Source organism: Micromonospora sp. NPDC005194 (assembly GCF_040608335.1).
In the GTDB taxonomy this organism is placed as follows: Bacteria; Actinomycetota; Actinomycetes; order Mycobacteriales; family Micromonosporaceae; genus Micromonospora.
Genome location: NZ_JBEXIA010000024.1, coordinates 39,303 through 61,687 on the forward strand (window position 1 = coordinate 39,303; position 22,385 = coordinate 61,687).

22 protein-coding genes are annotated in these 22,385 nt (G+C 72.0%); 16 read left to right on the plus strand and 6 right to left on the minus strand.

The window, feature by feature from the left end:
* Positions 1-45 precede the first annotated feature (45 nt).
* The 4 genes from rsfS (at position 46) to ABZU53_RS20605 (ending at position 2,784) form a co-directional block, all read left to right on the plus strand.
* The gene (gene rsfS / locus ABZU53_RS20590; protein WP_354857937.1) at positions 46-453 is read left to right on the plus strand and encodes a ribosome silencing factor; all 408 of its coding nucleotides are present in this window, start codon (positions 46-48) and stop codon (positions 451-453) included.
* Positions 450-1,079, plus strand: a complete 630-nt coding sequence (locus tag ABZU53_RS20595) for a histidine phosphatase family protein (protein WP_354857940.1) — start codon at positions 450-452, stop codon at positions 1,077-1,079. Before rsfS ends, ABZU53_RS20595 begins: the two co-directional genes overlap by 4 nt.
* Before the next feature lie 72 nt (positions 1,080-1,151).
* Positions 1,152-2,006 carry a DegV family protein gene (locus ABZU53_RS20600; protein WP_355067047.1) on the plus strand — a complete coding sequence of 285 codons (855 nt, stop codon included), beginning with the start codon at positions 1,152-1,154 and terminating at the stop codon, positions 2,004-2,006.
* A gap of 4 nt (positions 2,007-2,010) precedes the next feature.
* On the plus strand, positions 2,011-2,784 hold the full coding sequence (locus ABZU53_RS20605; protein WP_354857946.1) for an SDR family oxidoreductase: 774 nt from the start codon (positions 2,011-2,013) through the stop codon (positions 2,782-2,784).
* A gap of 66 nt (positions 2,785-2,850) precedes the next feature.
* On the opposite strand, the gene ABZU53_RS20610 is transcribed toward ABZU53_RS20605, so the two are convergent.
* Positions 2,851-4,329 (minus strand): arabinofuranosidase catalytic domain-containing protein, encoded by a 1,479-nt coding sequence (locus ABZU53_RS20610; protein ID WP_355067048.1) that lies wholly within the window; start codon positions 4,327-4,329, stop codon positions 2,851-2,853.
* Positions 4,330-4,724: 395 nt separating this feature from the next.
* On the opposite strand from ABZU53_RS20610, the gene ABZU53_RS20615 reads away from it, so the two are divergent.
* The 4 genes from ABZU53_RS20615 to ABZU53_RS20630 all read left to right on the plus strand — a co-directional run bounded on the left by ABZU53_RS20615 (position 4,725) and on the right by ABZU53_RS20630 (position 9,576).
* The gene (locus ABZU53_RS20615) at positions 4,725-5,579 is read left to right on the plus strand and encodes a helix-hairpin-helix domain-containing protein (protein ID WP_355067049.1); all 855 of its coding nucleotides are present in this window, start codon (positions 4,725-4,727) and stop codon (positions 5,577-5,579) included.
* Positions 5,576-7,984 carry a ComEC/Rec2 family competence protein gene (locus ABZU53_RS20620; RefSeq protein WP_355067050.1) on the plus strand — a complete coding sequence of 803 codons (2,409 nt, stop codon included), beginning with the start codon at positions 5,576-5,578 and terminating at the stop codon, positions 7,982-7,984. The genes ABZU53_RS20615 and ABZU53_RS20620 overlap by 4 nt, the downstream gene beginning before the upstream one ends.
* Before the next feature lie 201 nt (positions 7,985-8,185).
* Positions 8,186-9,166 (plus strand): DNA polymerase III subunit delta, encoded by a 981-nt coding sequence (holA, locus tag ABZU53_RS20625; protein WP_355067078.1) that lies wholly within the window; start codon positions 8,186-8,188, stop codon positions 9,164-9,166.
* Positions 9,163-9,576: a hypothetical protein gene (locus ABZU53_RS20630; protein WP_355067051.1), complete on the plus strand. Its 414-nt coding sequence runs from the start codon at positions 9,163-9,165 to the stop codon at positions 9,574-9,576. Before holA ends, ABZU53_RS20630 begins: the two co-directional genes overlap by 4 nt.
* Before the next feature lie 132 nt (positions 9,577-9,708).
* On the opposite strand, the gene rpsT is transcribed toward ABZU53_RS20630, so the two are convergent.
* Complete coding sequence (gene rpsT / locus ABZU53_RS20635) at positions 9,709-9,975, minus strand: 30S ribosomal protein S20 (protein ID WP_007464006.1); 267 nt, start codon at positions 9,973-9,975, stop codon at positions 9,709-9,711.
* A gap of 206 nt (positions 9,976-10,181) precedes the next feature.
* Positions 10,182-11,168, minus strand: coding sequence for a phosphotransferase (locus ABZU53_RS20640; RefSeq protein WP_355067052.1), 987 nt, complete (start codon positions 11,166-11,168; stop codon positions 10,182-10,184).
* 61 nt (positions 11,169-11,229) lie between these two features.
* On the opposite strand from ABZU53_RS20640, the gene ABZU53_RS20645 reads away from it, so the two are divergent.
* The 8 genes from ABZU53_RS20645 to ABZU53_RS20680 all read left to right on the plus strand — a co-directional run bounded on the left by ABZU53_RS20645 (position 11,230) and on the right by ABZU53_RS20680 (position 19,147).
* Positions 11,230-11,766 carry a DUF4240 domain-containing protein gene (locus ABZU53_RS20645; RefSeq protein ID WP_354857963.1) on the plus strand — a complete coding sequence of 179 codons (537 nt, stop codon included), beginning with the start codon at positions 11,230-11,232 and terminating at the stop codon, positions 11,764-11,766.
* A 117-nt stretch (positions 11,767-11,883) separates the two neighbouring features.
* Positions 11,884-13,758, plus strand: a complete 1,875-nt coding sequence (lepA, locus tag ABZU53_RS20650) for a translation elongation factor 4 (protein ID WP_355067053.1) — start codon at positions 11,884-11,886, stop codon at positions 13,756-13,758.
* Between the two features lie 383 nt (positions 13,759-14,141).
* Positions 14,142-14,426: a transglycosylase gene (locus tag ABZU53_RS20655; protein ID WP_053656080.1), complete on the plus strand. Its 285-nt coding sequence runs from the start codon at positions 14,142-14,144 to the stop codon at positions 14,424-14,426.
* 382 nt (positions 14,427-14,808) lie between these two features.
* On the plus strand, positions 14,809-15,093 hold the full coding sequence (locus tag ABZU53_RS20660; RefSeq protein ID WP_344360793.1) for a GlsB/YeaQ/YmgE family stress response membrane protein: 285 nt from the start codon (positions 14,809-14,811) through the stop codon (positions 15,091-15,093).
* A 224-nt stretch (positions 15,094-15,317) separates the two neighbouring features.
* Complete coding sequence (locus ABZU53_RS20665; protein WP_355067054.1) at positions 15,318-16,604, plus strand: sugar ABC transporter substrate-binding protein; 1,287 nt, start codon at positions 15,318-15,320, stop codon at positions 16,602-16,604.
* Complete coding sequence (locus tag ABZU53_RS20670; protein ID WP_355067055.1) at positions 16,601-17,587, plus strand: sugar ABC transporter permease; 987 nt, start codon at positions 16,601-16,603, stop codon at positions 17,585-17,587. Before ABZU53_RS20665 ends, ABZU53_RS20670 begins: the two co-directional genes overlap by 4 nt.
* Positions 17,584-18,414, plus strand: a complete 831-nt coding sequence (locus tag ABZU53_RS20675; protein ID WP_355067056.1) for a carbohydrate ABC transporter permease — start codon at positions 17,584-17,586, stop codon at positions 18,412-18,414. The genes ABZU53_RS20670 and ABZU53_RS20675 overlap by 4 nt, the downstream gene beginning before the upstream one ends.
* A 91-nt stretch (positions 18,415-18,505) precedes the next feature.
* Positions 18,506-19,147 carry an MOSC domain-containing protein gene (locus ABZU53_RS20680; RefSeq protein ID WP_355067057.1) on the plus strand — a complete coding sequence of 214 codons (642 nt, stop codon included), beginning with the start codon at positions 18,506-18,508 and terminating at the stop codon, positions 19,145-19,147.
* Between the two features lie 168 nt (positions 19,148-19,315).
* Here the strand turns inward: ABZU53_RS20680 and ABZU53_RS20685 are convergent, their stop codons facing one another.
* The 3 genes from ABZU53_RS20685 to ABZU53_RS20695 form a co-directional block, all read right to left on the minus strand.
* Complete coding sequence (locus ABZU53_RS20685) at positions 19,316-20,218, minus strand: phytanoyl-CoA dioxygenase family protein (protein WP_354857982.1); 903 nt, start codon at positions 20,216-20,218, stop codon at positions 19,316-19,318.
* A gap of 220 nt (positions 20,219-20,438) precedes the next feature.
* Complete coding sequence (locus tag ABZU53_RS20690) at positions 20,439-21,299, minus strand: hypothetical protein (RefSeq protein ID WP_355067058.1); 861 nt, start codon at positions 21,297-21,299, stop codon at positions 20,439-20,441.
* Positions 21,300-21,558: 259 nt separating this feature from the next.
* Positions 21,559-22,368, minus strand: coding sequence for an enoyl-CoA hydratase-related protein (locus tag ABZU53_RS20695; protein WP_355067059.1), 810 nt, complete (start codon positions 22,366-22,368; stop codon positions 21,559-21,561).
* Positions 22,369-22,385 lie beyond the last annotated feature (17 nt).

Genomic DNA, 22,385 nt, shown 5'->3' on the forward strand with positions numbered 1-22,385 from the left:
GGTGTGAGACGCTTGGTGGATCGCACGCCTGATCGAAGGAGAACGGTGACAGTTTCCGAACGCGCGCACGAGCTGGCAATGGCAGCCGCCCAGGCCGCCGCCGACAAGAAGGCGCAGGACATCGCGATCATCGACGTCGGCGACCAGCTCGCCATCACCGACGCGTTCCTGCTCGCCGCCGCCCCCAACGAGCGTCAGGTGCTCGCCATCGTCGACGCCATCGAGGAGCGCCTGCTGGAGCTTCCGGAGAAGGCCAAGCCGATCCGGCGCGAGGGTGAGCGGGGCGGCCGCTGGGTGCTGCTCGACTACGTCGACATCGTGGTGCACGTCCAGCACACCGAGGAGCGCGAGTTCTACGGGCTCGACCGCCTCTGGAAGGACTGCCCCACCATCCCGTTCGTCGACCGCGACCTGGTCGAGGCCGACGCCGGCGGGACCGCCGCAGCCGAATGACCCGGCTGATCGTCTGGCGGCACGGCAACACCGACTGGAACGCCGCCAACCGCGTCCAGGGGCAGACCGACGTACCCCTCAACGAGCTGGGCCGCGACCAGGCCCGCGTCGCCGCCCCGCTGCTCGCGTCGCTGCGTCCCGACGCCATCGTGTCCAGCGACCTGAGCCGCGCCGCGGAGACCGCGGCGGCCTTGGCCGCGCTGACCGGGCTGCCGGTCCGCACCGACGCCCGGTTGCGCGAGCGGCACTTCGGCCAGTGGCAGGGCCTGCACCTCACCGAGGTCGCCGAGCGTTTCCCCGCCGAGTACGCCCGCTGGCGGGCTGGCGACCCCGCCCCGGGGGCGGACCTGGAGCCGCTGGACGCCCTCGGCGAGCGGGTCGCCGCGGCGTTCCTGGCGGCGGCCGACGTGGCCCCCGGCGGGACCGTGGTCATCGCGACCCACGGCGGTGGCTCCCGCCAGGGCGTCGGCCACCTGCTCGGCTGGCCCTCCGGCGTGCTGCGCACCATCGGCTCGCTGGCCAACTGCCACTGGTCCGAGCTGCGGCACGACGACGTTCGAGGCTGGCAGCTACGGGGGCACAACGTCGGCCTGGTCACCGCCCCGGCCGTCGTCGACGCGGTCTGAGCGCCGTTCCCGCCCGCGGCCGGCGCGCTCGCGCCTCGGCGTATCCCGTCGTGATCGGCTAGCGTGCCGGGCATGCCCGTCGCGGTCGTCACCGACTCCACCGCCTACCTTCCGCCCGAGCTGGTGCGGCGGCACCGGCTGACCGTCGTTCCGCTGACCGTCGTGCTCAACGGCGCGGAGGGTCTGGAGGGGGTGGAGACCCAGCCCGCCGACGCCACCAGGGCGCTGCGCGAGCGGCGGGTCTCGGCCAGCACCTCCCGCCCGGCCCCCGAGCAGTTCGCACGGACGTACCGCCGCCTCTTGGACGACGGCGCCGACGGCGTCGTCTCGGTACACCTGTCCGCCGGCCTGTCCGGCACCGTCGAGGCGGCCCGGCTGGCCGCTGCCGACTTCGACGGTCGGGTCGAGGTCGTCGACAGCCGATCCGCCGGCATGGGGCTCGGCTTCCCGGCCATCGCGGCCGCCGCGGCCGCCGAGGCCGGGGCAGACCTCGCCGGTGTACGCGACGCGGCGCTCGCCTGCGTCGCCCGGACCACCGTCTGGTTCTACGTCGACACGTTGGAGTTCCTCCGCCGGGGTGGCCGGATCAACGCGGCCGAAGCGCTGTTCGGCACCGCCCTGTCGGTCAAGCCGATCATGCACATGCCGGACGGGGCGATCGTGCTGCGCGAGAAGGTGCGTACCGCCAGCCGGGGAGTGGCCCGTCTCGTCGACCTGGCCGTCGAGGCCGCCGGCGACGACGACGTGGACCTCGGCGTACACCACCTGGCCGCGCCGGAACGTGCCGAGGCGCTGCTCGCCGCGCTCACCGAGCGACTCGGTGCACGGCTGCACGACACGTACGTCTCCGAGGCGGGCGCGGTGGTCGCCGCGCACGCCGGGCCGGGGCTGGCGTGCGTGGTCGTGCACCGCCGATCGGACGGCTGAGCCGGTGGCCACCACGTGCGTGGTGACCGGTGGCGGCCGTGGCGTCGGCCGGGCCGTGGTGCAACGGCTGGTGACGACCGGCGTCACAGTCGTCGTCGTGGAGCGCGACGCCGAGGCGGTGGACTGGCTGGCCGGGCACCCGGCCGCCGACCGCCTGCTGCCGGTGGTCGGCGACGCCGGCGACGAGCGGGTGGCCGAGCACGCCGCCGAGGTGGCGGAGCGCGCCGGCCGTCTCACCGGCTGGGTGAACAACGCGGCGGTGTTCCGGGACGCGGCGCTGCACTCGGCGTCGGCCGACACCGTCCTGGACCTGATCGGGCTGAACCTGCGCCCGGCCGTGGTGGGCGCGGCGGTGGCGGTCCGCCGGTTCCTGGCCGCCGGCACGGGCGGGGCCATCGTGAACGTCTCGTCGCACCAGGCCCGCCGGCCGGTGTCGGGCGCCCTGCCGTACGCCACGGCGAAGGCCGCCGTGGAGGGGCTGACCCGGGCGCTGGCCGTCGAGTACGGGCGGCACGGTATCCGCGCCAACGCCGTCGCGCTCGGCTCGATCGCCACCGAGCGGCACGCCGAGTTCCTCGCCGCGCAGGAGCCGTCCCAGGCCGAGTGGATCGACGCCGAGCTGACCCGGCTGCATCCGGTGGGCCGGATCGGGCGCGCGGACGAGGTGGCGGAGGCGGTCGCGTACCTGCTGTCGCCGGCGGCGAGCTTCGTCAACGGGGTGACGCTGCCGGTGGACGGCGGACGAGCCGTACTCGGCCTCGACCCGGAGGCCCGCTGACCCGGCGCGAGCGTGCCGCCTCCGGGTCGTGGTGACGACCCGGAGACGGCCCGACAGGCGGCCTGATCAGCTACGCAGGGCCCACTGCTGGTTCTGCTGCCCGTTGCAGGCCCAGAGGATGACCTTCGTGCCGTTGGCGGTGGCGGCGCCGTTGGCGTCGAGGCAGAGCCCGGACTGGACGCCGGTGATGGAACCGTTCGCGTTGACGTTCCACTGCTGGTTGGTGCCGCCGTGGCAGTCCCAGATGATGACCTGGGTGCCGTTGGTGGTGCCCTGGCCGTTGGCGTCGAGGCACTTGTTGCCGTACACCTGGATCTGCTTTGCGGCGGTGTAGGTCCAGCGTTGGGCGGTGCTGTTGCTGATGCAGTCCCACAGTTGCACCTGGGTGCCGTTGGTGGTGGTGCCGTTCGGTACGTCGACGCAGCGGCCGGACTGCGCGCCCACGACCTGGACGTTCTGCTGCGGGTTGCCGCCGGTGGCGGGGGTGTAGGCGGCAGCGGCGATGTTGGCCTGCACGGCGTCCTCGGTGGCGGCCGACGGGTAGCCGGACGTCAACACACCCTCGAAGAAGGTGCCCCGGCCGGTGATGCTGTTGTCGCCGCCGATACCGAGCAGGATGGCCCCCTCCTTCTTCATGGGGTTGTAGCCGTTGGGGCGTCGACCGTCGAAGTAGGTGGTCAGGCCGCCCGACTGCGCGTTCCCACCCCGGATCGCCCAGTGGTTCGGCTCGCCCTTGACCATGGCGGTGACGAAGCGGTGGTTGATGGACGCGATGTTGTTGTAGCCCGCGTTCACCCCGGAGAAGAGCCCCCACTCCAGGTCGGCCATGATCCAGGGGCCCGCCCCTGCTCCGTAGCCCCACTGCTTGTTGGCGCCGAAGTAGACGGTCTCCATGATGGCGCGTTCGTCGGCCTGGACGTTGGTCTGCGCGTTGCCGTAGTCGAAACAGCACCACTGGTTGTAGTGCGTGCCGTCGACGACCGCGTAGATGCCCTCGGGCTGGTCGCCGGTCGCGACGCCGTTGGTGTTGTTGTTGCGGTAGCCGGTGCCGGGGGCGATGTAGACGCCGTACGCCTTCTGACCGCCGATGGTGACCGGTGCCGCCTTCGCGTCGGCGAGGTTGTCGTACCCGCCGGCGGCGGGGCCGGTGAAGCCGCCCGGAGGCGCCTGGGTCAGGCGGTTGTTGCGGCCGGACTGGTCGTAGATGACCGTGATGACGCAGTTCGTGTTGGCGCAGAACGTGTCCTGCGTGGCGGCGTTGGCGACGCCGCCGGCAGTGAGCACGCCGACGTCGCGGGTGGTGTTGTCCGACGAGCGGCGGACCTGGTAGAGCGGGCCGTTGTACGCCCCGTACAGGGCTCGGGTGGTGCTGTGCGCGGCCACGCACGGCGTGCCGCCGGAGGCGTAGATGTCGCACGGGCCGGTGCCGGCGGCCCGGGCGACGCCGGGCGTCTCGGAGACCACGTAGACGCCGGCCCCGGCGACGAGGACCAGCAGGGTCCCCGCGGCGGCCAGCGAACGGCTCAGCCTTCTCTTCACGTCCATGGATTCCTCTTCGGTGGTGGAGGGTGATGGGAATGGGTGGCGGTCAGGGATCCCACGGACGCCGACGGAGGGCGGGTGTCCGTCGTGTGGGCGCACTTCAGCGGGACGGGACGTGCCGCGTGGCCCGTCCTCGGTGGACGGGCGCGGTGCGGGATCGGTCCGTCGGGCGCTGGCCCATCGTGACGTCACACGTCATACCTGTAACATTAATAGTCGTCCATGCGTGCGCGCTACCTCCCGTGCCCAGCCGCGGGTGCGCCGCGACTGCTCGTCGCCCCGGGCGGCCCAATAGCAGATCGGGACATGATCAGGGCGTTGTCCACAGTGGCGCCGGTTGTCCACAGGTCGACGCCGGAGCGCCCCGGCGTGCCGCCCGTCGGCCCTAGCGTCGCGGTGTGTCGCAGGACGAGGAGACAGAGGTACGCCAGCGTCTGCGCCGGTTGACGGCCCCGACGGGTGGCGGCGTGCCGATCGCGGGGGCGCTCCCGTTCGGCGTGCCGCCACCCCGAGCTGGCGTGCCGCTCGCGGGGGCGCTTCCGTTCGGCGTGCCGCTGCCCCGGGTCGGTGCGCCGTCGACCGACCCGGCGGCGCACGGGCCCCCCGATTCCGACGGCGGCGCCGCACGGCTGCCCGGCCCGGGGGCGTTCGATCCGGGGCGGCGCGGCGTGCGGGCGTTGGCGGTGGTCGCCCTCGTGGTGGTGCTGGCCGCCGCTGGTTGGGCCTGGCGGTCCCGGCCACACGCGGAACCGGTCGCCCCGTCGACCGGCGCGGCGGCCCCGGCCATCTCGGCCGAGCAGGGGAGCGCGTCGCCGGCCGGCGAGCTGGTGGTGGCGGTCGCGGGCAAGGTGCGCCGGCCCGGGTTGGTGCGCCTGCCGGCCGGGGCCCGGCTCGCCGACGCCGTGCAGGCGGCCGGCGGCCCGCTGCCCGGTGTCGACGTGGCGCTGCTCAACCCCGCTCGCAAGGTCACCGACGGCGAGTTGATCGTGGTCGGGGTGACGCCACCACCGGTGCCGGGGGGTGGGGCCGACCCGGCGGCCGGCGGGGCACCGGCCGCCGGCGGGCCGCTGAACCTCAACACCGCGACGCTGGCCCAGCTCGACGCGCTGCCCGGGGTGGGGCCGGTGCTCGCCCAGCGGATCCTCGCCTACCGGGATCAGCACGGCGGGTTCAAGGGCGTCGGTGACCTGCGCCAGGTCGACGGGATCGGTGATGCGCGCTACGAACAGCTCAAGGATCTGGTGACGGTGTGAGCGGCGCTCATCCCGCGCCGTCGAGCCACCCGGACCTCGCCCAACCCCGGACCCCGCCGCCGGATCTCCGGCTCGCCGGGCTGGCCGTGGCCGCGTGGCTCACCGCGCTCACCGGCCTGCACGTCGGCGTCCGCCCGCTCCTGCTGGTGGGCGGGACAGCGGCCGTGCTGTCGGCGTTCAGCGCCCTGCACCTGCTCGGCCGACTCGGCCACCCCCGGGCTCCCGCCCGTCGGCACGGCTGGATCGCCGTCGCGGTCGGCCTCGGCGTGCTCTGTGGCGCGGCGGCAACCGCTGGCCGCCTGGCTGTCCGGGACGCGCCGCCGATCCACGTCCTGGCCGAGCAGCGCGCTCCGGTCACCGCCGAGCTGGTCGTCCGGGACGATCCGCGCCCGATCCGATCCGCCGGCCGTCCCGGCATGCTGCTGGTGTCGAGCGAGCTGATCCGGCTGACCGGTCCGAACGGCCAGCGGGTTCGGGCGTCGGCGCGGCTGCTGGTCCTGGCCACCGACCCGGGCTGGCGAGGTCTGCTGCCCGGTCAGCGCGTGACCGCCGAGGGTCGCCTCGGCCTTCCGCGCGGCGGCGACCTCACCGCTGCGGTGCTCGGCGCCACCGGGCCCCCCGAGCGTCATGGTGCGCCGTCCTGGGCGCAGCGCGCAGCCGGCACGCTGCGTGCCGGCCTGCAACGGGCCTGTGTGCCCCTCCCCGACGATCCGGGTGGCCTGCTGCCGGGGCTGGTGGTGGGGGACACGAGCCGCCTGCCGCCCGCCGTCGAGGAAGACTTCCGGGCGACCGGAATGACACACCTCAACGCTGTTTCGGGCAGCAACGTCGCGATCGTGTTGGGCGCGGTGCTGCTGTTGGCCCGCTGGGCGCGCGCCGGCCCGTGGCTCGCCGGCCTGCTCTGCGGGGTGGCGCTGGTGGGGTTCGTCATCCTGGTCCGCCCGTCGCCGAGCGTCGTCCGGGCCGCCACGATGGGGGCGATCGGGCTCGTCGCGCTGGCCGCCGGTCGACCGCGGGCCGCGCTGCCCGCACTGGCCGCCGCCGTCACGGTGCTGGTGCTGGTCGACCCCGAGCTGGCCGGTGACGCCGGGTTCGCGCTGTCCGTGCTGGCCACCGGGGGTCTGCTGCTGCTCGCGCCGCGCTGGCGGGACGGGCTGCGCCGCAGGGGTGTCCCGGCCGGACTGGCCGAGGCGTTGGCGGTGCCGGCGGCCGCCCAGGTGGCCTGCGGGCCGGTCGTCGCCGGCATTTCCGGCACGGTCAGCCTGGTGGCCGTGCCCGCCAACCTGCTGGCGGTGCCGGCCATCGCCCCCGCGACGGTGCTGGGCGTGACGGCCGCCGTGCTGTCGCCGGTCTGGCCCGCCGGGGCCGGGTTCGTCGCGTGGCTGGCGAGCTGGCCGGCCTGGTGGCTGGTCGTCATCGCCCGCCAGGGCGCCCGCCTCCCCGCCGGCACCCTGCCCTGGCCGGGCGGCGCGTGGGGCGCACTGCTGCTGGCCGGGCTGACCGTGGCGCTGCTGGTCGCCGCGCGTCGACCGCTGGTGCGCCGAGTGGTGGCGGTCGTCGCCGTCGCCGCGCTGCTCGGCGCCCTCGGCGTCCGGCTGATCGCCACCGGCTGGCCGCCGCCCGGTTGGGTGGTGGTGGCCTGTGCGGTGGGGCAGGGTGACGCCCTGGTGCTGCCCGTCGCCCCCGGCCGGGCGGTGGTGGTCGACGCCGGCCCGGACCCGGGCGCGGTGGACGCGTGCCTGCGACGGCTCGGCATCCGGGAGGTGCCGCTGTTCGTGGTCAGCCACTTCCACGCCGACCACGTGGGCGGGGTGGCCGGCGTGTTCCGGGGGCGGGGGGTGGGCGCCGTGCTGACCCCGCCATCGACGGATCCGGCGAGCGGCCGGGACGCGGTCCGCGCGGCGGCGACGAGCGGACGGGCCACGCTGCTCGGCACCACCGCCGGGGCGCTGCACCGGGTCGGCGGTGTCGACCTGCTCGTGCTCGGTCCGCCGTACCCGCTGGCCGGCACCAGATCCGATCCGAACAACAACTCGTTGATGCTGCGCGCCACGGTCGCCGGCGTGCAGATCCTGCTGCCCGGCGACGCCGAGACCGAGGAGCAGCACGCCGTGCTGGCCCGGACGGCGTCGGGACAGCTGAGGGCGGACGTGCTGAAGGTCGCCCACCACGGCTCGGCGTATCAGGACGACGGCTTCCTGGCCGCCGTACGGCCGGCCATCGCGTTGGTGCCGGTCGGCGCGGGCAACACCTACGGGCACCCGAGCCCGGCGCTTCTGGCCCGGCTCAGCAGGGGCGGCGCCCGGGTCCTGCGGACCGACACCGATGGTGACCTGGCAGCGATCCGGACCGGCCACGGACTGGCGGTGGCCCGCCGAGGGGTGCAACCCGGACGACCACCGTGAGAGTCGACCGCGGGGCGGCCCGGCTCTGCCGTCGCGGGAAAGGCGGCTCTGCCGTGGAAATTGCAGCGTTATGGAGGAAATGGTGACCGTCTTGCGGATTAGATGACGAACCGAGATAAATGTCTGGATTTGCGCTTAGTGCGGGCTGCACCGACCGGTCGGCGAATGAGCAGGCCCGTACCCGCCATGGGCCGTGCGAATATGGGCGACGTGACCCCCGCCAGCCTCGCCCCCATTCTGCTCGTCCTCGGCGACGAGGAGCTGCTCGCCACGCGCGCCGTGACCGAAGCTGTCGAGCGGGTCCGCAGCGTCGAGACCGAGGCGGACGTTCGCGAGTACCAGGCAGGTGCGCTCACCGTCGGTGAGATCGCCGAGATGCTCAGCCCATCGCTGTTCGGTGGGCGGCGGCTGCTCATCCTGCGCTCCGGTCAGGACGCCCGCAAGGACCTGGTCGCCGCGCTGCTGGCGTACGCGAAGAATCCCGACCCGGACGTCCAGTTGCTGGTGCTGCACCTGGGCGGGGCCAAGGGCAAGGCGTTCGCCGACGGGCTGCGGTCGGCAGGCGCGACGGTGATCCCGGCGGCCAAGCTCAAGGGGCACCGCGAGCGGGTCGCCTTCGTCCGCGACGAGATCCGCCGGGCCGGCGGCAGGTGCACCGACGACGCCGCCGAGGCGCTGATCGCGGCGGTCGGCAACGACCTGCGCGAGCTGGCCGCCGCCTGCTCCCAGCTCATCGCCGACACCGACGGGCGGATCAGCGCCGAGACGGTGGCCCGCTACTACCGGGGCCGGGTCGAGGTGACCGGCTTCACGGTGGCGGATGCCACAATGGTCGGCGATGTGCCGGCCGCCCTGGAGGCGCTGCGCTGGGCCCTGCACGTCGGTGTCGACCCGGTGCCCATCGCCGACGCCCTGGCCGACGGGGTGCGTACGGTGGCCCGGGTGGCGTCGGCCGGGCGGGGCAACCCGTACCAGCTCGCCAGCAGTCTCGGAATGCCGGCCTGGAAGATCGAGCGGGCGCAGCGGCAGGGGCGCGGCTGGACGCCGGAGGGGCTGGTCCGGGCCATGCAGGTCGCCGCCGAGTGCAACGCGGCCGTCAAGGGCGGCTCGGACGACCGGGCGTACGCCCTGGAGCGCGCGGTCTTCTCGGTGGCGGCCGCCCGGCAGGGCAGCGGCCGGTGACGGGGCCGAACCGTACGGCGTGGGCCACCATGCCCGCCGACGAGGAGCGGTACCGGCCGCTCTACGCCCGGCTCCTCGGCCTGCGGTTCGTCAACCCCGGCGGGGTGCTCTGCTTCCTCTTCTTCGAAGGCGCCATCGCCCTGGCGGTGCTGCTCGCCCTCGCGGAGCTGGTGACCTGGTGGGCGGTGCTGGTGCTGCCCGTGGTGGTGGCGGCGATGGTCAAGCTCAACGACATGGTGGCCGCCGTGGTGGTCCGTTCCGCCGCGCTCGTGCCCGAGCAGGAGCGGGACCGTTTCCGTCGGCAGATGGAGCCGGTCGTCGGCCGGGCCCGGGTCTCGAACGTCGTGACCGCGGTGGTGGTCACGACCGACCCGGTGCGGCCGACCCGCCGCACCGACCCGTCGGACTGACCGCCGCCGAGGCCACGACACGGGCACGCCGATCGGCCTGCCGACGCCACGCCGGCACGTCGACCCGTCCGTGGACACACGGAAGCCCCGGACCGGGGGTCCGGGGCTTTCCGAATCAGTCTGACGGAGTCGTCAGGCGGAGAGTGCCACCACGCGCTTCGCGATCGCGGACTTGCGGTTCGCGGCCTGGTTGGAGTGGATCACGCCCTTGCTGACGGCCTTGTCCAGCTTGCGAGAGGCGTCCAGCATGAGGGCGGTGGCCTTCTCGACGTCACCGGCCTCGGCAGCCTCGTTGAACTTCCGGACGGCGGTCTTCAGCGACGACTTGACCGACTTGTTGCGCAGCCGGGCCTTCTCGTTCTGCCGGTTGCGCTTGATCTGGGACTTGATGTTCGCCACGCGACAGCCTCGTCTTGATAGCTCGGGTTGGTCAGCTTATGCGCGTGATGACGAACATGCGTCATCGCTGCGCGAAGAGCCAGGTTACCAGGTCGCCCGGGACGAGCCAAAACGGCTCGGTCAACGTGCGGCCCATCCCGGCCCGACGACCACCAGACTACGCCCCCGGCAGACCGGCCCCGCCTCCCCGGCAGGCCGGAGCCGTGTCACCGCCAGCCCTGTCGGCGGGCGAGCCAGTCGAGGGCCTGTTCGCCGCTCCACCGCTGGTGCGCCGACCGGTGCGGTGAGGCCGTCGCCGGTGTCGCGTCCGCCCCGGTGAGGTAGTAGCCGGCCAGCGCGGCCAGGGTGGCGTCCAGCGCGTCCGGGGGAGCGCCCGCCGACGCCGGGTGTCCGGCGAAGAATCGGTCGGTGTCCAGCCCGCTGGCGTACGCGGTGAGCAGCAGGCTCACGAGGTCGAACCAGGCCGGCCCGGAACAGGCCCAGGTCCAGTCGCAGAACCAGGCCCGACCGTCACCGCCGATGAGCACGTTGTCCACCCGCAGGTCGCCGTGGATCATGCCGGTCGCGCCGTCCGCGTACCGGGGGAGGCGGGACTCCAGCGCCACCAGCTCGGGCAGTCGGCCCCGGGCGGCGGCGGGCAGCGCCGGGAGCGGCTCCCGGCCGGCGGCGACCTCCTCCCACCACAGGATGTCCGAGCGGGCCAGCTCGGCGAGATGTGGCAGGCCGAGCGCGGTCAGCCCGGCCGGCGGGGCGGCCAGGGCGGCGGCGACCTCGGCGTACGCGGCGAGCGTGGCGTCCAGCTCGGTCCGCGTCCAGGGCAGGCGCGGGGTGTGGCCGTCGACCGCGTCGGTGCAGAGCGCGAACCAGCCGGCCTCGTCCAGCGTCCACCGCAGGCGGGGCGCCGGCAGGCCGGCCGGCAGCCGGTCGAGGATCGCGGCCTCCCGCGCGTACCCCTGCACGAGGCGCGGTTGCTCGACGGCGGGTGCCGCCTTGACGAAGGCCCGACCACCGTCGGCGGTGTCGAGCACGGCGGCGAACCCCCGGGTGAAGCCGGCGGCGGCGATCCGGGCGGTGACCACCGGTGCGCCGAGGCGCCCGGCGATGGCGGCCCGCAGCGCCGCCGGCAGGGCCGGCCACGACGGGCGCAGCGCACCCGCGTGGTACGGCACCGGGGGCAGCGGCGGGGAGGACACCCCACCATGCTGCCCCGGGGTACGTGCGCGGCGCGCGGCGACACTGCCAGACTGCCAAGCCATGAGGACCGAGGACTTCTGGCAGCTGATCGACCAGGCCCGCGCCGGGGGCGGGGGAGAGCCCGGGCCGGTCGCCGCGCGGGCCGTCGCCCTGCTCGCCGAGCGCGACCCGGAGGACATCGTCGGGTACGCCCACCACCAGCGCAGGGTGCTGGCGGCCTCGCACAAGGCGGACCTGTGGGGCGCGGCGTACCTGATCAACGGCGGAGCCTCCGCGGACGGCTTCGAGCACTTCCGGGGCTGGCTGATGACCCAGGGGCGGGCGGTCTTCGCCCGCGCGGTCAGCGACCCCGACTCGCTGGCCGAACTGCCCCAGGTGCGGGCCGCCTCGCTCAGCGGAGAGGAGTTCTCCGCCGAGCAGATGCTCACGGTGCCCTGGGACGCGTACCGCAAGGCCACCGCGTCGGAGCTGCCGGAGGACCGCGAGCCGGTGCGTACGCCCGACCTCAACGACTTCTGGGACTTCGACGACGAGGAGGAGGCCCGCCGCCGCCTGCCCCGGCTGGCCGCGCTGTTCGTCGAGCCGCCCATGGAGTGAGAGGTCGCCGGGGCCGATCCGTCGCCCGCGCAGCGGGCGTACCCCGGCGGCGTGGGAACATGGAGGGGGTCGGCGGCGCGCCGGCCTGTTCACGTCAGCCGACCAGAACGGACCGCTGTGCCACCGAAGCTCGATCCCGGCGCGAACGCCCCTGGTGCCACCGACCCCGGTCGCATCCGGAACTTCGGCATCATCGCCCACATCGACCACGGGAAGTCGACCCTGGCCGACCGGATGTTGCAGCTCACCGGCGTGGTCGACCCCCGGCAGATGCGCGCGCAGTACCTGGACCGGATGGACATCGAGCGCGAGCGCGGCATCACCATCAAGAGCCAGGCCGTCCGGATGCCGTGGACCATCCGCGACGGCGAGCGGGCCGGTGAGCACGCGGTGCTCAACATGATCGACACCCCGGGGCACGTCGACTTCACCTACGAGGTGTCCCGGTCGCTGGCCGCCTGCGAGGGCGCCGTGCTGCTGGTCGACGCCGCGCAGGGCATCGAGGCGCAGACCCTGGCCAACCTCTACCTGGCGCTCGAGAACGACCTGCGCATCATTCCGGTGCTCAACAAGATCGACCTGCCGGCCGCCCAGCCGGAGAAGTACGCCGAGGAGTTGGCCCACCTCATCGGCGGGGACCCCGCCGACTGCATCCGGGTCTCCGGCAAGACCGGCGAGGGCGTGCCGTACCTGCTCGACGAGATCGTCCGGCAGTTCATCCCGCCGGTCGGCGACGCCGAGGCGCCCGCCCGGGCGATGATCTTCGACTCGGTGTACGACGTCTACCGCGGCGTCGTCACGTACGTCCGGGTCATCGACGGCCGGATCAGCGCCCGCGACCGGATCAAGATGATGTCCACCGGGGCGGTGCACGAGCTGCTGGAGATCGGCGTCATCTCACCGGAGATGGTGAAGGCCGAGGCGCTCGGCGTCGGCGAGGTCGGCTACCTGATCACCGGTGTGAAGGACGTCCGGCAGTCCCGGGTCGGTGACACGGTCACCATCAACGCCCGGCCGGCGGCCGAGGCGCTGGGTGGCTACAAGGACCCGAAGCCGATGGTCTACTCCGGCCTCTACCCGATCGACGGGTCCGACTACCCGAACCTGCGTGAGGCCCTGGACAAGCTCAAGCTCAACGACGCCGCCCTGGACTACGAGCCGGAGACCTCCGGCGCGCTCGGGTTCGGCTTCCGCTGCGGCTTCCTCGGCCTGCTCCACCTGGAGATCATCCGAGAGCGGCTGGAGCGCGAGTACAACCTCGACCTGATCTCCACCGCACCCAACGTGGTGTACCGGGCGATCACCGACGACGGTGCCGAGATCGTCGTCACCAACCCCAGCGAGTACCCCACCGGCAAGATCGCCGAGGTGTACGAGCCGGTGGTGCGGGCCACCGTGCTGACGCCCAACGACTACGTGGGCGCGGTGATGGAGCTCTGCCAGGGCCGGCGCGGCAGCCTGCTCGGAATGGACTACCTCTCCGCCGACCGGGTGGAGCTGCGCTACACCCTGCCCCTCGCCGAGATCATCTACGACTTCTTCGACCAGTTGAAGAGCCGGACCAAGGGCTACGCCTCACTCGACTACGAGCCGTCCGGCGAGCAGGCGTCCGACCTGGTGAAGGTGGACATCCTGCTGCACGGCGAGCCGGTGGACGCGTTCAGCGCCATCGTGCACAAGGACAAGGCGTACAACTACGGCGTCACGATCGCCGCCAAGCTGCGCACCCTCATTCCGCGCCAGCAGTTCGAGGTGCCGATCCAGGCGGCCATCGGCAGCCGGGTCATCGCCCGGGAGACCATCCGCGCGATCCGCAAGGACGTCCTCGCCAAGTGCTACGGCGGTGACATCAGCCGTAAGCGCAAGCTGCTGGAGAAGCAGAAGGAAGGCAAGAAGCGGATGAAGATGGTCGGCCGCGTCGAGGTGCCGCAGGAAGCCTTCATCGCCGCCCTGTCCTCCGACTCCGGCGACAGCAAAGCCCCCAAGAAGTAACCCCCTCCGGCCCCCGCCCCCGGGTCCCGCCCGGCCCGCCTCCCATGCCCCGGTGATCAAGAGGTTTGCGTCGGCCGCAGCCCGGATTCTGACGCAAACCTCTTGATCACCGGCGTCGGGTGGGGGCGCAAGCCCGCCCGGGTGGGTGGTTGGGGGGTGGGGTTGGAGGAATTTTTGGGGGCGTGGATGAGGTCGTCGCCCTGGGCAACATGTTGCCTGACCTGTGTGGACGCGCTCCCAGCTCAATCGACGCAGCCCTTCGGCATCGACGCCGACAACTTCTCTGCGGTTGAGTCGGTTTGGATTTTCGGTGGGTCGGGAACTTAGTCGCCACGACAGGAAGCACACATTGTGTGTCAGACATTCTTAGAAGGAGGGCGACCGTGGAGCTCACCGTGTGGGGCATCATCACTGCCATCGTTGTTGGTCTCATCGTCGGGGCGCTCGGCCGCCTGGTTGTTCCGGGTCGGCAGAACATGCCGATCTGGCTGCACCTGCTGATCGGTGTTGGTGCGGCTCTGCTGGGTACGGTGCTGGCGCGGGCGATGGGTATCGCGACCGAGACGGCCGGTATCGACTGGACGGAGCTGCTGGTGCAGGTCGTGGTGGCCGCGATCGCGGTCGCGCTGGTGGCCGGCGTGGGTGGCCGCCGCCGCGTCACCCGATAACACCAGCACACCCGTAACACCGAACCACTTCCGAGGGGCGCCCGGCCGACAGGCCGGGCGCCCCTCGGCGTTCGCCGGGCCGGTGGGTGGGGCCGCTCTCCACTGCGGCGACGTGGCCGGCATTCGGTTCGCCAGACACCGCCACATCGGGGCACTGGAGTCGATCATGCCCGTGCGCAGCCAGCGCACCTCCCGGCCAGGCTCAGTCGATCGCGGTGTCCCGGTCCGCGCCGCCCGGGGGCCCGGTGGAACGTGCCGCTGTTGACCAAATCGTGATCCTCTGAGCCGCGAAGTCGGTTTGGTTTTTCGGTGGGTCGGGAACTTAGTCGTCACGACAGGAAGCACACATTGTGTGTCAGACATTCTTAGAAGGAGGGCGACCGTGGAGCTCACCGTGTGGGGCATCATCACTGCCATCGTTGTTGGTCTCATCGTCGGGGCGCTCGGCCGCCTGGTTGTTCCGGGTCGGCAGAACATGCCGATGTGGCTGCACCTGCTGATCGGTGTTGGTGCGGCTCTGCTGGGCACGGTGCTGGCGCGGGCGATGGGTATCGCGACCGAGACGGCCGGTATCGACTGGACGGAGCTGCTGGTGCAGGTCGTGGTGGCCGCGATCGCGGTCGCGCTGGTGGCCGGCGTGGGTCGCCGCCGCAGCGTCACCCGGTAACAACCTGGCATCACCGCACCACGGAAAAGAGCGCCCGACCACTGGTCGGGCGCTCTTTCGTGGTGAAGTGCCCGGATTCGGCCCGATGCCACGGGCCCGTCGGGTCGGTTCCCTGCGGTACGGTCGCGACGCTTCGGCCTGCCCGCCCACTGTCGTAAAGGATTTCTTCGTACTAAGGTGCGGCGGAGAAGGTAAGTTCCAGGCGGCGCGAGGGGAGAAGTGGCGTGAACAGGTGGAAGCGGCTGGCCCCGGTCACCGCCGTGGTGGCCTCGGCCGCGATGGTGCTGACCGGCTGCGGAGGCTCCGACGACAAGGCGGGCGACGACAGCAAGCTCACGGTCTGGATGATGGGCGAGGGCGGCGACGCGCAGAACACGTTCCTCGACGGCGTCGAGGCGGAGTTCCGCCAGAAGCACCCCGACACCGATGTGGTCGTGCAGTACATCCCCTGGCTGGAGGCGCCCAAGAAGTTCCAGGCCGCGCTCGCCGGTGGTGAGGGACCGGACATCACCGAGCTGGGCAACACCGAGACCCAGGGCTGGGCCGCGCAGGAGGCGCTCGCCGACGTCAGCGGCCGGATGGGCGGCTGGGCCGACGGCAAGGACCTGCTGCCCGACCTGGTCCGCAACGCGCAGCTCGACGGCAAGCAGTACGGCGTCCCCTGGTACGCGGGCGTGCGGGCGATCTACTACCGCACCGACTGGTTCGCCGAGGCGGGCGTCCAGCCGCCGAAGACCTGGGACGACCTGGTCACGGTGGCCAAGACCGTGCAGGCGAAGAAGCCGGGCACCTACGGCATCGCGCTGCCGGGCAACTCCGAGCTGCCCTTCTACTCCTTCCTCTGGGGCGCTGGCGCGGAGATCGCGACCAACCAGGGCGGCGCCTGGAAGTCCGGCTACACGACGCCGGAGGCGCAGCGGGCCGTCAAGTACTGGACCGACCTCGTGACCGTCCACAAGGTGGCCCCGCCGGCCGCCGCCGGGTGGAACGAGATCGACGCGCGCACCCAGTTCGCCACCGGCAAGGCCGCCATGGCGTTCGCCGGTAGCTGGCAGCAGGCCGCCATCAAGAAGGACAACCCCGAGATCGAAAAGGTCTGGGGTACGTTCCCGATCCCCGGCCCGGACGGCAAGGCCGCGCCCGGCTTCGCGGGCGGTTCGGACGTGGCGATCTGGAAGGACAGCGAGCGCCAGGATCTGGCCTGGGACTACCTGACGGTGCTGCTGAACAAGAAGAACTCGCAGAGCTTCGCGAGCAGCCTCGGCTTCTTCCCGGTCTACCAGGATCTGGTCGCCGGTGACACGTACGCCAACGACAAGGTGATGGCGGCGTTCGCCACCACCATGCAGAACACCAAGCTCACGCCGCTCACCCCGAAGTGGGTGGAGGTCAGCCGGACGAAGACGGTGACCCAGGCGATGAACAGCTCGGTCATGAAGGGTCAGAAGACGGTCGAGAAGGCCACCGCCGACGCGGCCGCCGAGATGGAAGGCATCTTGAACAGCAAGTGAGCTCACTGACCAAGAGCGCCGAGACGTCCGCCGCGCGGGAGACCCCCGCGCGGCGGCGTCGCCCGGTGGACCGCCTGCCGTACCTGCTTCTCCTGCCCGCACTCGTCATCATCGGGGTGCTGCTGCTCTGGCCGCTCGGCCAGGTGGTGGCGATGTCCTTCTACCGGCTCAACAGCGTCCGGCAGTTGCGCGGCGACCGGGAGTGGCCGTGGGTGGGGCTCGGCAACTACACCGACATCCTCTCCGATCCGTTCTTCCTGACGGTGCTGCGCAACACGGTGCTGTTCGCCGCGGCGAACGTGCTGCTCACGATGGTGCTCGGCACCCTGGTCGGGCTGCTGCTCAACCGGCTCGGCCGCAAGATGGCCACCTTCGTCGCCAGTTGCGTGATGCTCGCCTGGGCCACCCCGGCGCTCACCGGCACGATCGTCTGGAAGTGGATCTTCGACGACACCAGCGGCCTGGTCACCTGGCTGTTCAACGCGCTGCCGGACGGGTTCTCCCACGCCCTGTTCGGCCGCAGCGACTGGACCGGCTACGGCTGGTTCAACTCGCCGCTGCTCTTCTTCGCCATCCTCACCCTGGTGGTCGTGTGGCACTCGTTCCCGTTCATCGCGGTGAGCGTGCTCGCCGGCCTGAAGAGCGTGCCGAGTGAGTTGCACGAGGCGGCCCGGGTGGACGGTGCCAGCCCGTGGCGGGTCTTTTGGAAGATCACGTTCCCGCTGCTGCGCCCGGTCTTCGGGATCCTGATCGTGCTCTCCACCATCTGGGACTTCAAGGTCTTCACCCAGCAGTTCGTCCTGGCCGGCGGCACCCAGGACCGGCCGACGTTCATGCTCTCCATCTACTCGTACGCCGAAGCCTTCTCTCCGCCACCGAAGTACGGCCTCGGCGCGGCCATCGCGGTGATCCTCACGCTGATCCTGCTCGTGGTGACCGGCTTCTACGTACGGATGGTGCTCAGGCAGGAGGACGAGTCGTGAAGAAGGTGGCCCTCAACGCCGCCGGGCTGCTGGTCGCGCTCTTCGCGGCGTTCCCGGTCTACTGGATGATCTCGACCTCGTTGAAGCCGAGCAGCGAGATCTTCTCGTCCACCCCGCAGCCGGTGCCGGCCCACCCGACGCTGGCGCACTACCGGGAGATCCTGACCGGCAACCTGATCCCCGGCGTCAGTTTTCTGGACTTCTTCCTCAACAGCGCGATCGTCGCCGTCTCCACTGTGGTGCTCAGCGGCCTGGTCGCCCTGCTCGCCGCGACGGCGGTGGCCCGGTTCCGCTTCACGCTGCGGACCAGCTTCCTGATCATGCTGCTCGTGGTGCAGATGATCCCGCTGGAGGCGTTGGTCATCCCGCTGTTCCTGATGATCCAGCGGCTCGGGCTCTACAACACCCTGCCCAGCCTGATCCTCACGTACCTCGGCTTCTCGCTGCCGTTCGCGGTCTGGATGCTGCGCGGTTTCGTCGCCGCAGTGCCCAAGGAGCTGGAGGAGGCGGCGGCCATCGACGGCGCGAGTCGGGCCCAGACGTTCCGTCGGGTGCTGTTCCCGCTCGTCGCGCCCGGCCTGGTCGCCACCAGCATCTTTTCCTTCATCACCGCGTGGAACGAGCTGATCTTCGCGTTGATGTTCATCAACGACCAGGGTCGCTACACGCTGCCGGTGGCGATGACGTTCTTCTTCGGCCGCGACGACACCAACTGGGGGCCGGTCATGGCCGCCTCCACCCTGTTCACCCTGCCGGTCATCATCTTCTTCCTGCTGGTGCAGCGGCGGATGGTCTCCGGCCTGGTGGCCGGCGCCGTCAAGGGCTGACCGGTCGGACCCGACCCCCGGCGGTCAGTCGGGGGGGTTGACGCAGCGTCAAGGTCAAGCCCGGACCGCGGATTCACCTAGGCTGTCCGTCATGACGGGCAGGGTGGCAGCGGTGAACCTCGGCATCGTGACCGAGGCGGCGTGGGCGGGCGACGCGAGCGGTCGCAGCGGCATCGACAAGCGACCGGTCGACGGGCCCGTGGCGGTGCTCACCGGTGGCCTGGCCGGTGACTTCATCGGCGAGCGGGCCGTGCACGGCGGGCCGGACAAGGCCGTCTACGCGTACGCCGAGGAGGACGCCGCGTGGTGGTCGGCCGAGATCGGCCGGTCGGTCCGCCCGGGCGGCTGCGGGGAGAACCTGACCACCTACGCCGTCGACGTGACCGGCGCGGTCATCGGCGAACAGTGGGCGGTGGGCACAGCGGTGCTCCAGGTGACGATGCCGCGTACTCCCTGCACGACGTTCGCGGGCTTCTGGGGTGTGCCCGACCTGATCCGGCGCTTCACCGTGCGGGCCTCCCCGGGGGCGTACCTGCGGGTGCTGCGCGAGGGCGAGGTGGGTGCCGGCGACCCGGTCGAGGTGGTGGAGCGGCCCGCGCACGGGGTGACCATCGGCGAGGTGTTCCGGGCGACCAGCCTGGAGCCGGAGCTGCTGCCCCGCCTGCTCGACGCGGACGACCTGCCGGAGCCGATCCGGGAGAAGGCCCGCCGCCGCCTGGCCTCGCGCGGCTGACCGCGCCGCCGCGAGGAACGCACGGCTGAGCGCGGTGCCGAGACGACACGCCAGCGTTGGGTAGCCGGCCGTCACGCTACCGACAGCGCGGCACCGGATGGCCCGGAAGCGGATACGAGAACGGCCCCCCGCCGACGGTGGCGGGGGGCCGTTCGCAGACGCAGGTGATCAGCGCAGCCAGGGGATGTTGCGGTCCAGCAGCCCGCGCTCCTTGAGCTCCTTGCGCAGCGGGATCTCGTCGTCGACGTACCCGTCCCAGTTGATGCCCCAGTAGTTGGCGGTGTGGGTGCCCTCACCGATCAGCTGGCGCTGCACGGGGGTGCGGTTGCGGTACCACTCGCCGTTCAGGTCCGGGTGCAGCTCGTCGAGCGGCCGGATCCAGCGGTAGGTGTAGCCGACGAAGAGCATCTTGCGGGTGATGGTCGACAGGTTCGTCGAGCGGGAGTGCCACTGCCGACGGTCGAAGATGAACGCGTCGCCCGGGTTCGCGGTGATCTCCACCGTGCCCTCCGGGTCCGGGTTGTGCACGCTGAGGTCCTTGGGCCGGTCCAGCGAGTTCCACAGGTGGCTGCCCGGGATGACCTTGGTGGCGCCACGGCCGGTCTGCGACAGGTCGGACAGCACGTACGCGACCTTCAGCGAGAACATCGGCCGGGGCAGGTTCGGGTCCATCGTCTCCGGGTCGGAGTTCTGCCGGTACCCGTCCTGGTGCCAGCCCCAGTACGGCTTCTCCGGCTCGGCGGCCGGCGGGGTGACGTCCAGGTGGTTGTGGTGGGTGTAGATGTTCCAGCCGGCCAGCCCCCACATGTACGGGAAGGCGATCGGGTGGGTGAGCAGCTCGCCGAAGAGCTCGTCACGCTCCAGGAAGCCCAGCAGGTGCAGCGTGCCGTCCTTCTTGGTGTTGCCCTTGGCCTGCTCCTCCGCGTAGACGCGGTCGACAGCCGCCTCCAGCGCCGCCCGGTGGTCCTCCGTCAGGACGTTGCGCAGCAGGAGGAAGCCCTGCTCGTGGAACTCCTTGCGGTCAGTGTCGCTGATCGGTTCGTAGCCGGTCCGGTCGCCGTAATCGAACACCGCGTCGTACCCCTCCCCATGAGGTGAAACCATTTCTGGCACAGGCCGCCGATCGTAACGCGACTGTCCAGACATCGGGGAGGGCGTGCGGCGCGGGCGGACCCGGACCAGACCATGTGCAGCGGTACTGCTGCGGACAGTGAGATTTCTGTGGTGAATTGGGCATCATGTGGTGCCGTGCCCGATTGTGCGGTGACTGCCGGTTAAGAGATCCGGGTCGTCAGCCCTCGGCGAAGACCTCGGCCACCACCTGACCGGCGGGGCCCTGCTCGCCGGTGACCCGGCCCCAGGTGCCGTTGCGGGCGGTCCACTCCAGGTCGCCGAAGCGGACCCGCTTCACCCCGTGGTCCTGGGCGTGCGAGACCAGCCAGTGCGCGTACCGCCAACCGTCGCGCTGGTCGTCCGCCGTCACCGCCAGCCCGGTCTGGCTGGCCGGGCCGGCGCTCGACACGCCCCAGTCCAGCACCAGGTTGCGGGTCAGTTGGGCGGTCGCCGCCGCGCCGTGCATCACCGGGGTACGCCCCACCGTGCAGGCCACCGCGCCGGTGACGTCGCCGAGCAGTGCCTTGCTGAGCACCTCGGAGTCGTCGGCCCACTTCTCGTACGCCTCGGGGAACGCCGAGCGCTGCACCCGCTGGGCGGCATCGGTGACCCGCATCTTCTCCCAGCCGCGCACCTTCTTCAGCGCGGCGTAGAACCTGTTCGCCGCGTAGCGGGAGTCGCGGATCTGCGCCGACGTGCCCCAGCCCTGACTCGGGCGCTGCTGGAACAGGCCGACCGAGTCCCGGTCGCCGTCGGCGAGGTTGCGCAGCCCCGACTCCTGGTAGGCGGTGGCCAGCGCGATCACCACGGCCCGCTCCGGCATCCCGCGCTGGGCGCCGATCGCCGCGATGGTCGCCGCGTTGGCCATCTGCTCGACGTCCAGCGCGACCCGGCCGTCGGCCTGGACCGTGCAGGTGCGTCCCGCCCGCGGCAGTCGCAGTTGATCCCCGACCTGCCGGACGACGAGCCAGATCGCGATCACAGCGACGAGGATGAGCACCACTCCACCCGCCACGGTTGCCCGAGTTCGCACCCACACCCCCTGATCGACAGTTCGACAAGCGTACGTCCCCGGTGGCGTCGTCCGGGTCGTCCGACCGGTTCGGGGTCCGCGCTGCCGCCGCGTACCGATCGGGACGTTCCCGCTCCGGCGCCGAACTCACCTGCCGCGCCGACCGGGCTCTGGGTTGTCTGCCACGTCACCCGACCTGGACGCCGGGAAGCGATTGACCGGTCAAGGACTTGACCGATTGACACGTCCCGGCCCTACCCGGCACGTTCAGCGGCGCGTCCCGCCCCTACCCGGCATGATCAGCGGAACCACCGTCCAGAGCGGCCACCCATCGAGCCAATCTCTTTTCCCGGAAGGCCAGGACCCCCTCGCGCCCCTCGTCGGAGAGGAAGTAACCGGTCGAGAGGGCGGACAGCCGCGCCAGGTCAGCCCGCAGCTCGGTGGTGCCCGGTCGGCGCAGCAGCTCCTTCGCGCCGGCCAGCGCGCCGGGCGCGCCGCGCACCAGCGAGTCGCAGTAGCGCCGTACCGCGTCGTCCAGCCCGTCGGCCGGCACGGCGGCCGTGACCAGGCCGATCTCGGCCGCCCGGCGGCCGTCGAAGGTGTCGCCGGTCAGGTACAGCTCGGCGGCGGCACGCGGGTGCAGGCGGGGCAGCACGGTTGCCGAGATCACCGCCGGGATCACCCCGATCCGCACCTCGGTGAAGGCGAACGTCGCCTCGTCGGCGCAGACCGCCAGGTCGGCGGCCGCGATCAGGCCCAGCCCGCCGGCCCGAGCCGGCCCGGCGACCCGCGCGAGCACCGGCTTCGGGCAGTCCCAGAGCGCCGCCAGCACGTCCCCCAGCATCCCGGCCGGCACCGTGCCGCTGGCGTACGCCGCAGCGGTCTCCTTCAGGTCCGCGCCCGCGCAGAAGACCGGGCCCGTGTGGTCCAGCACGATCACCCGGACCGCGTCGTCGGCCACCGCGTCGGCCAGTCCGGCCAGCAACTGGGTCATCAGGGCGGTGGAGAGCGCATTGCGGTTGTGTGGGCTGTCCAGGGTGAGGGTGGTCACCCCACGGGCCGTGGCGACCCGCACGAGGACGTCGGGAGAGGTCATGCCGGGCACACTAGTGG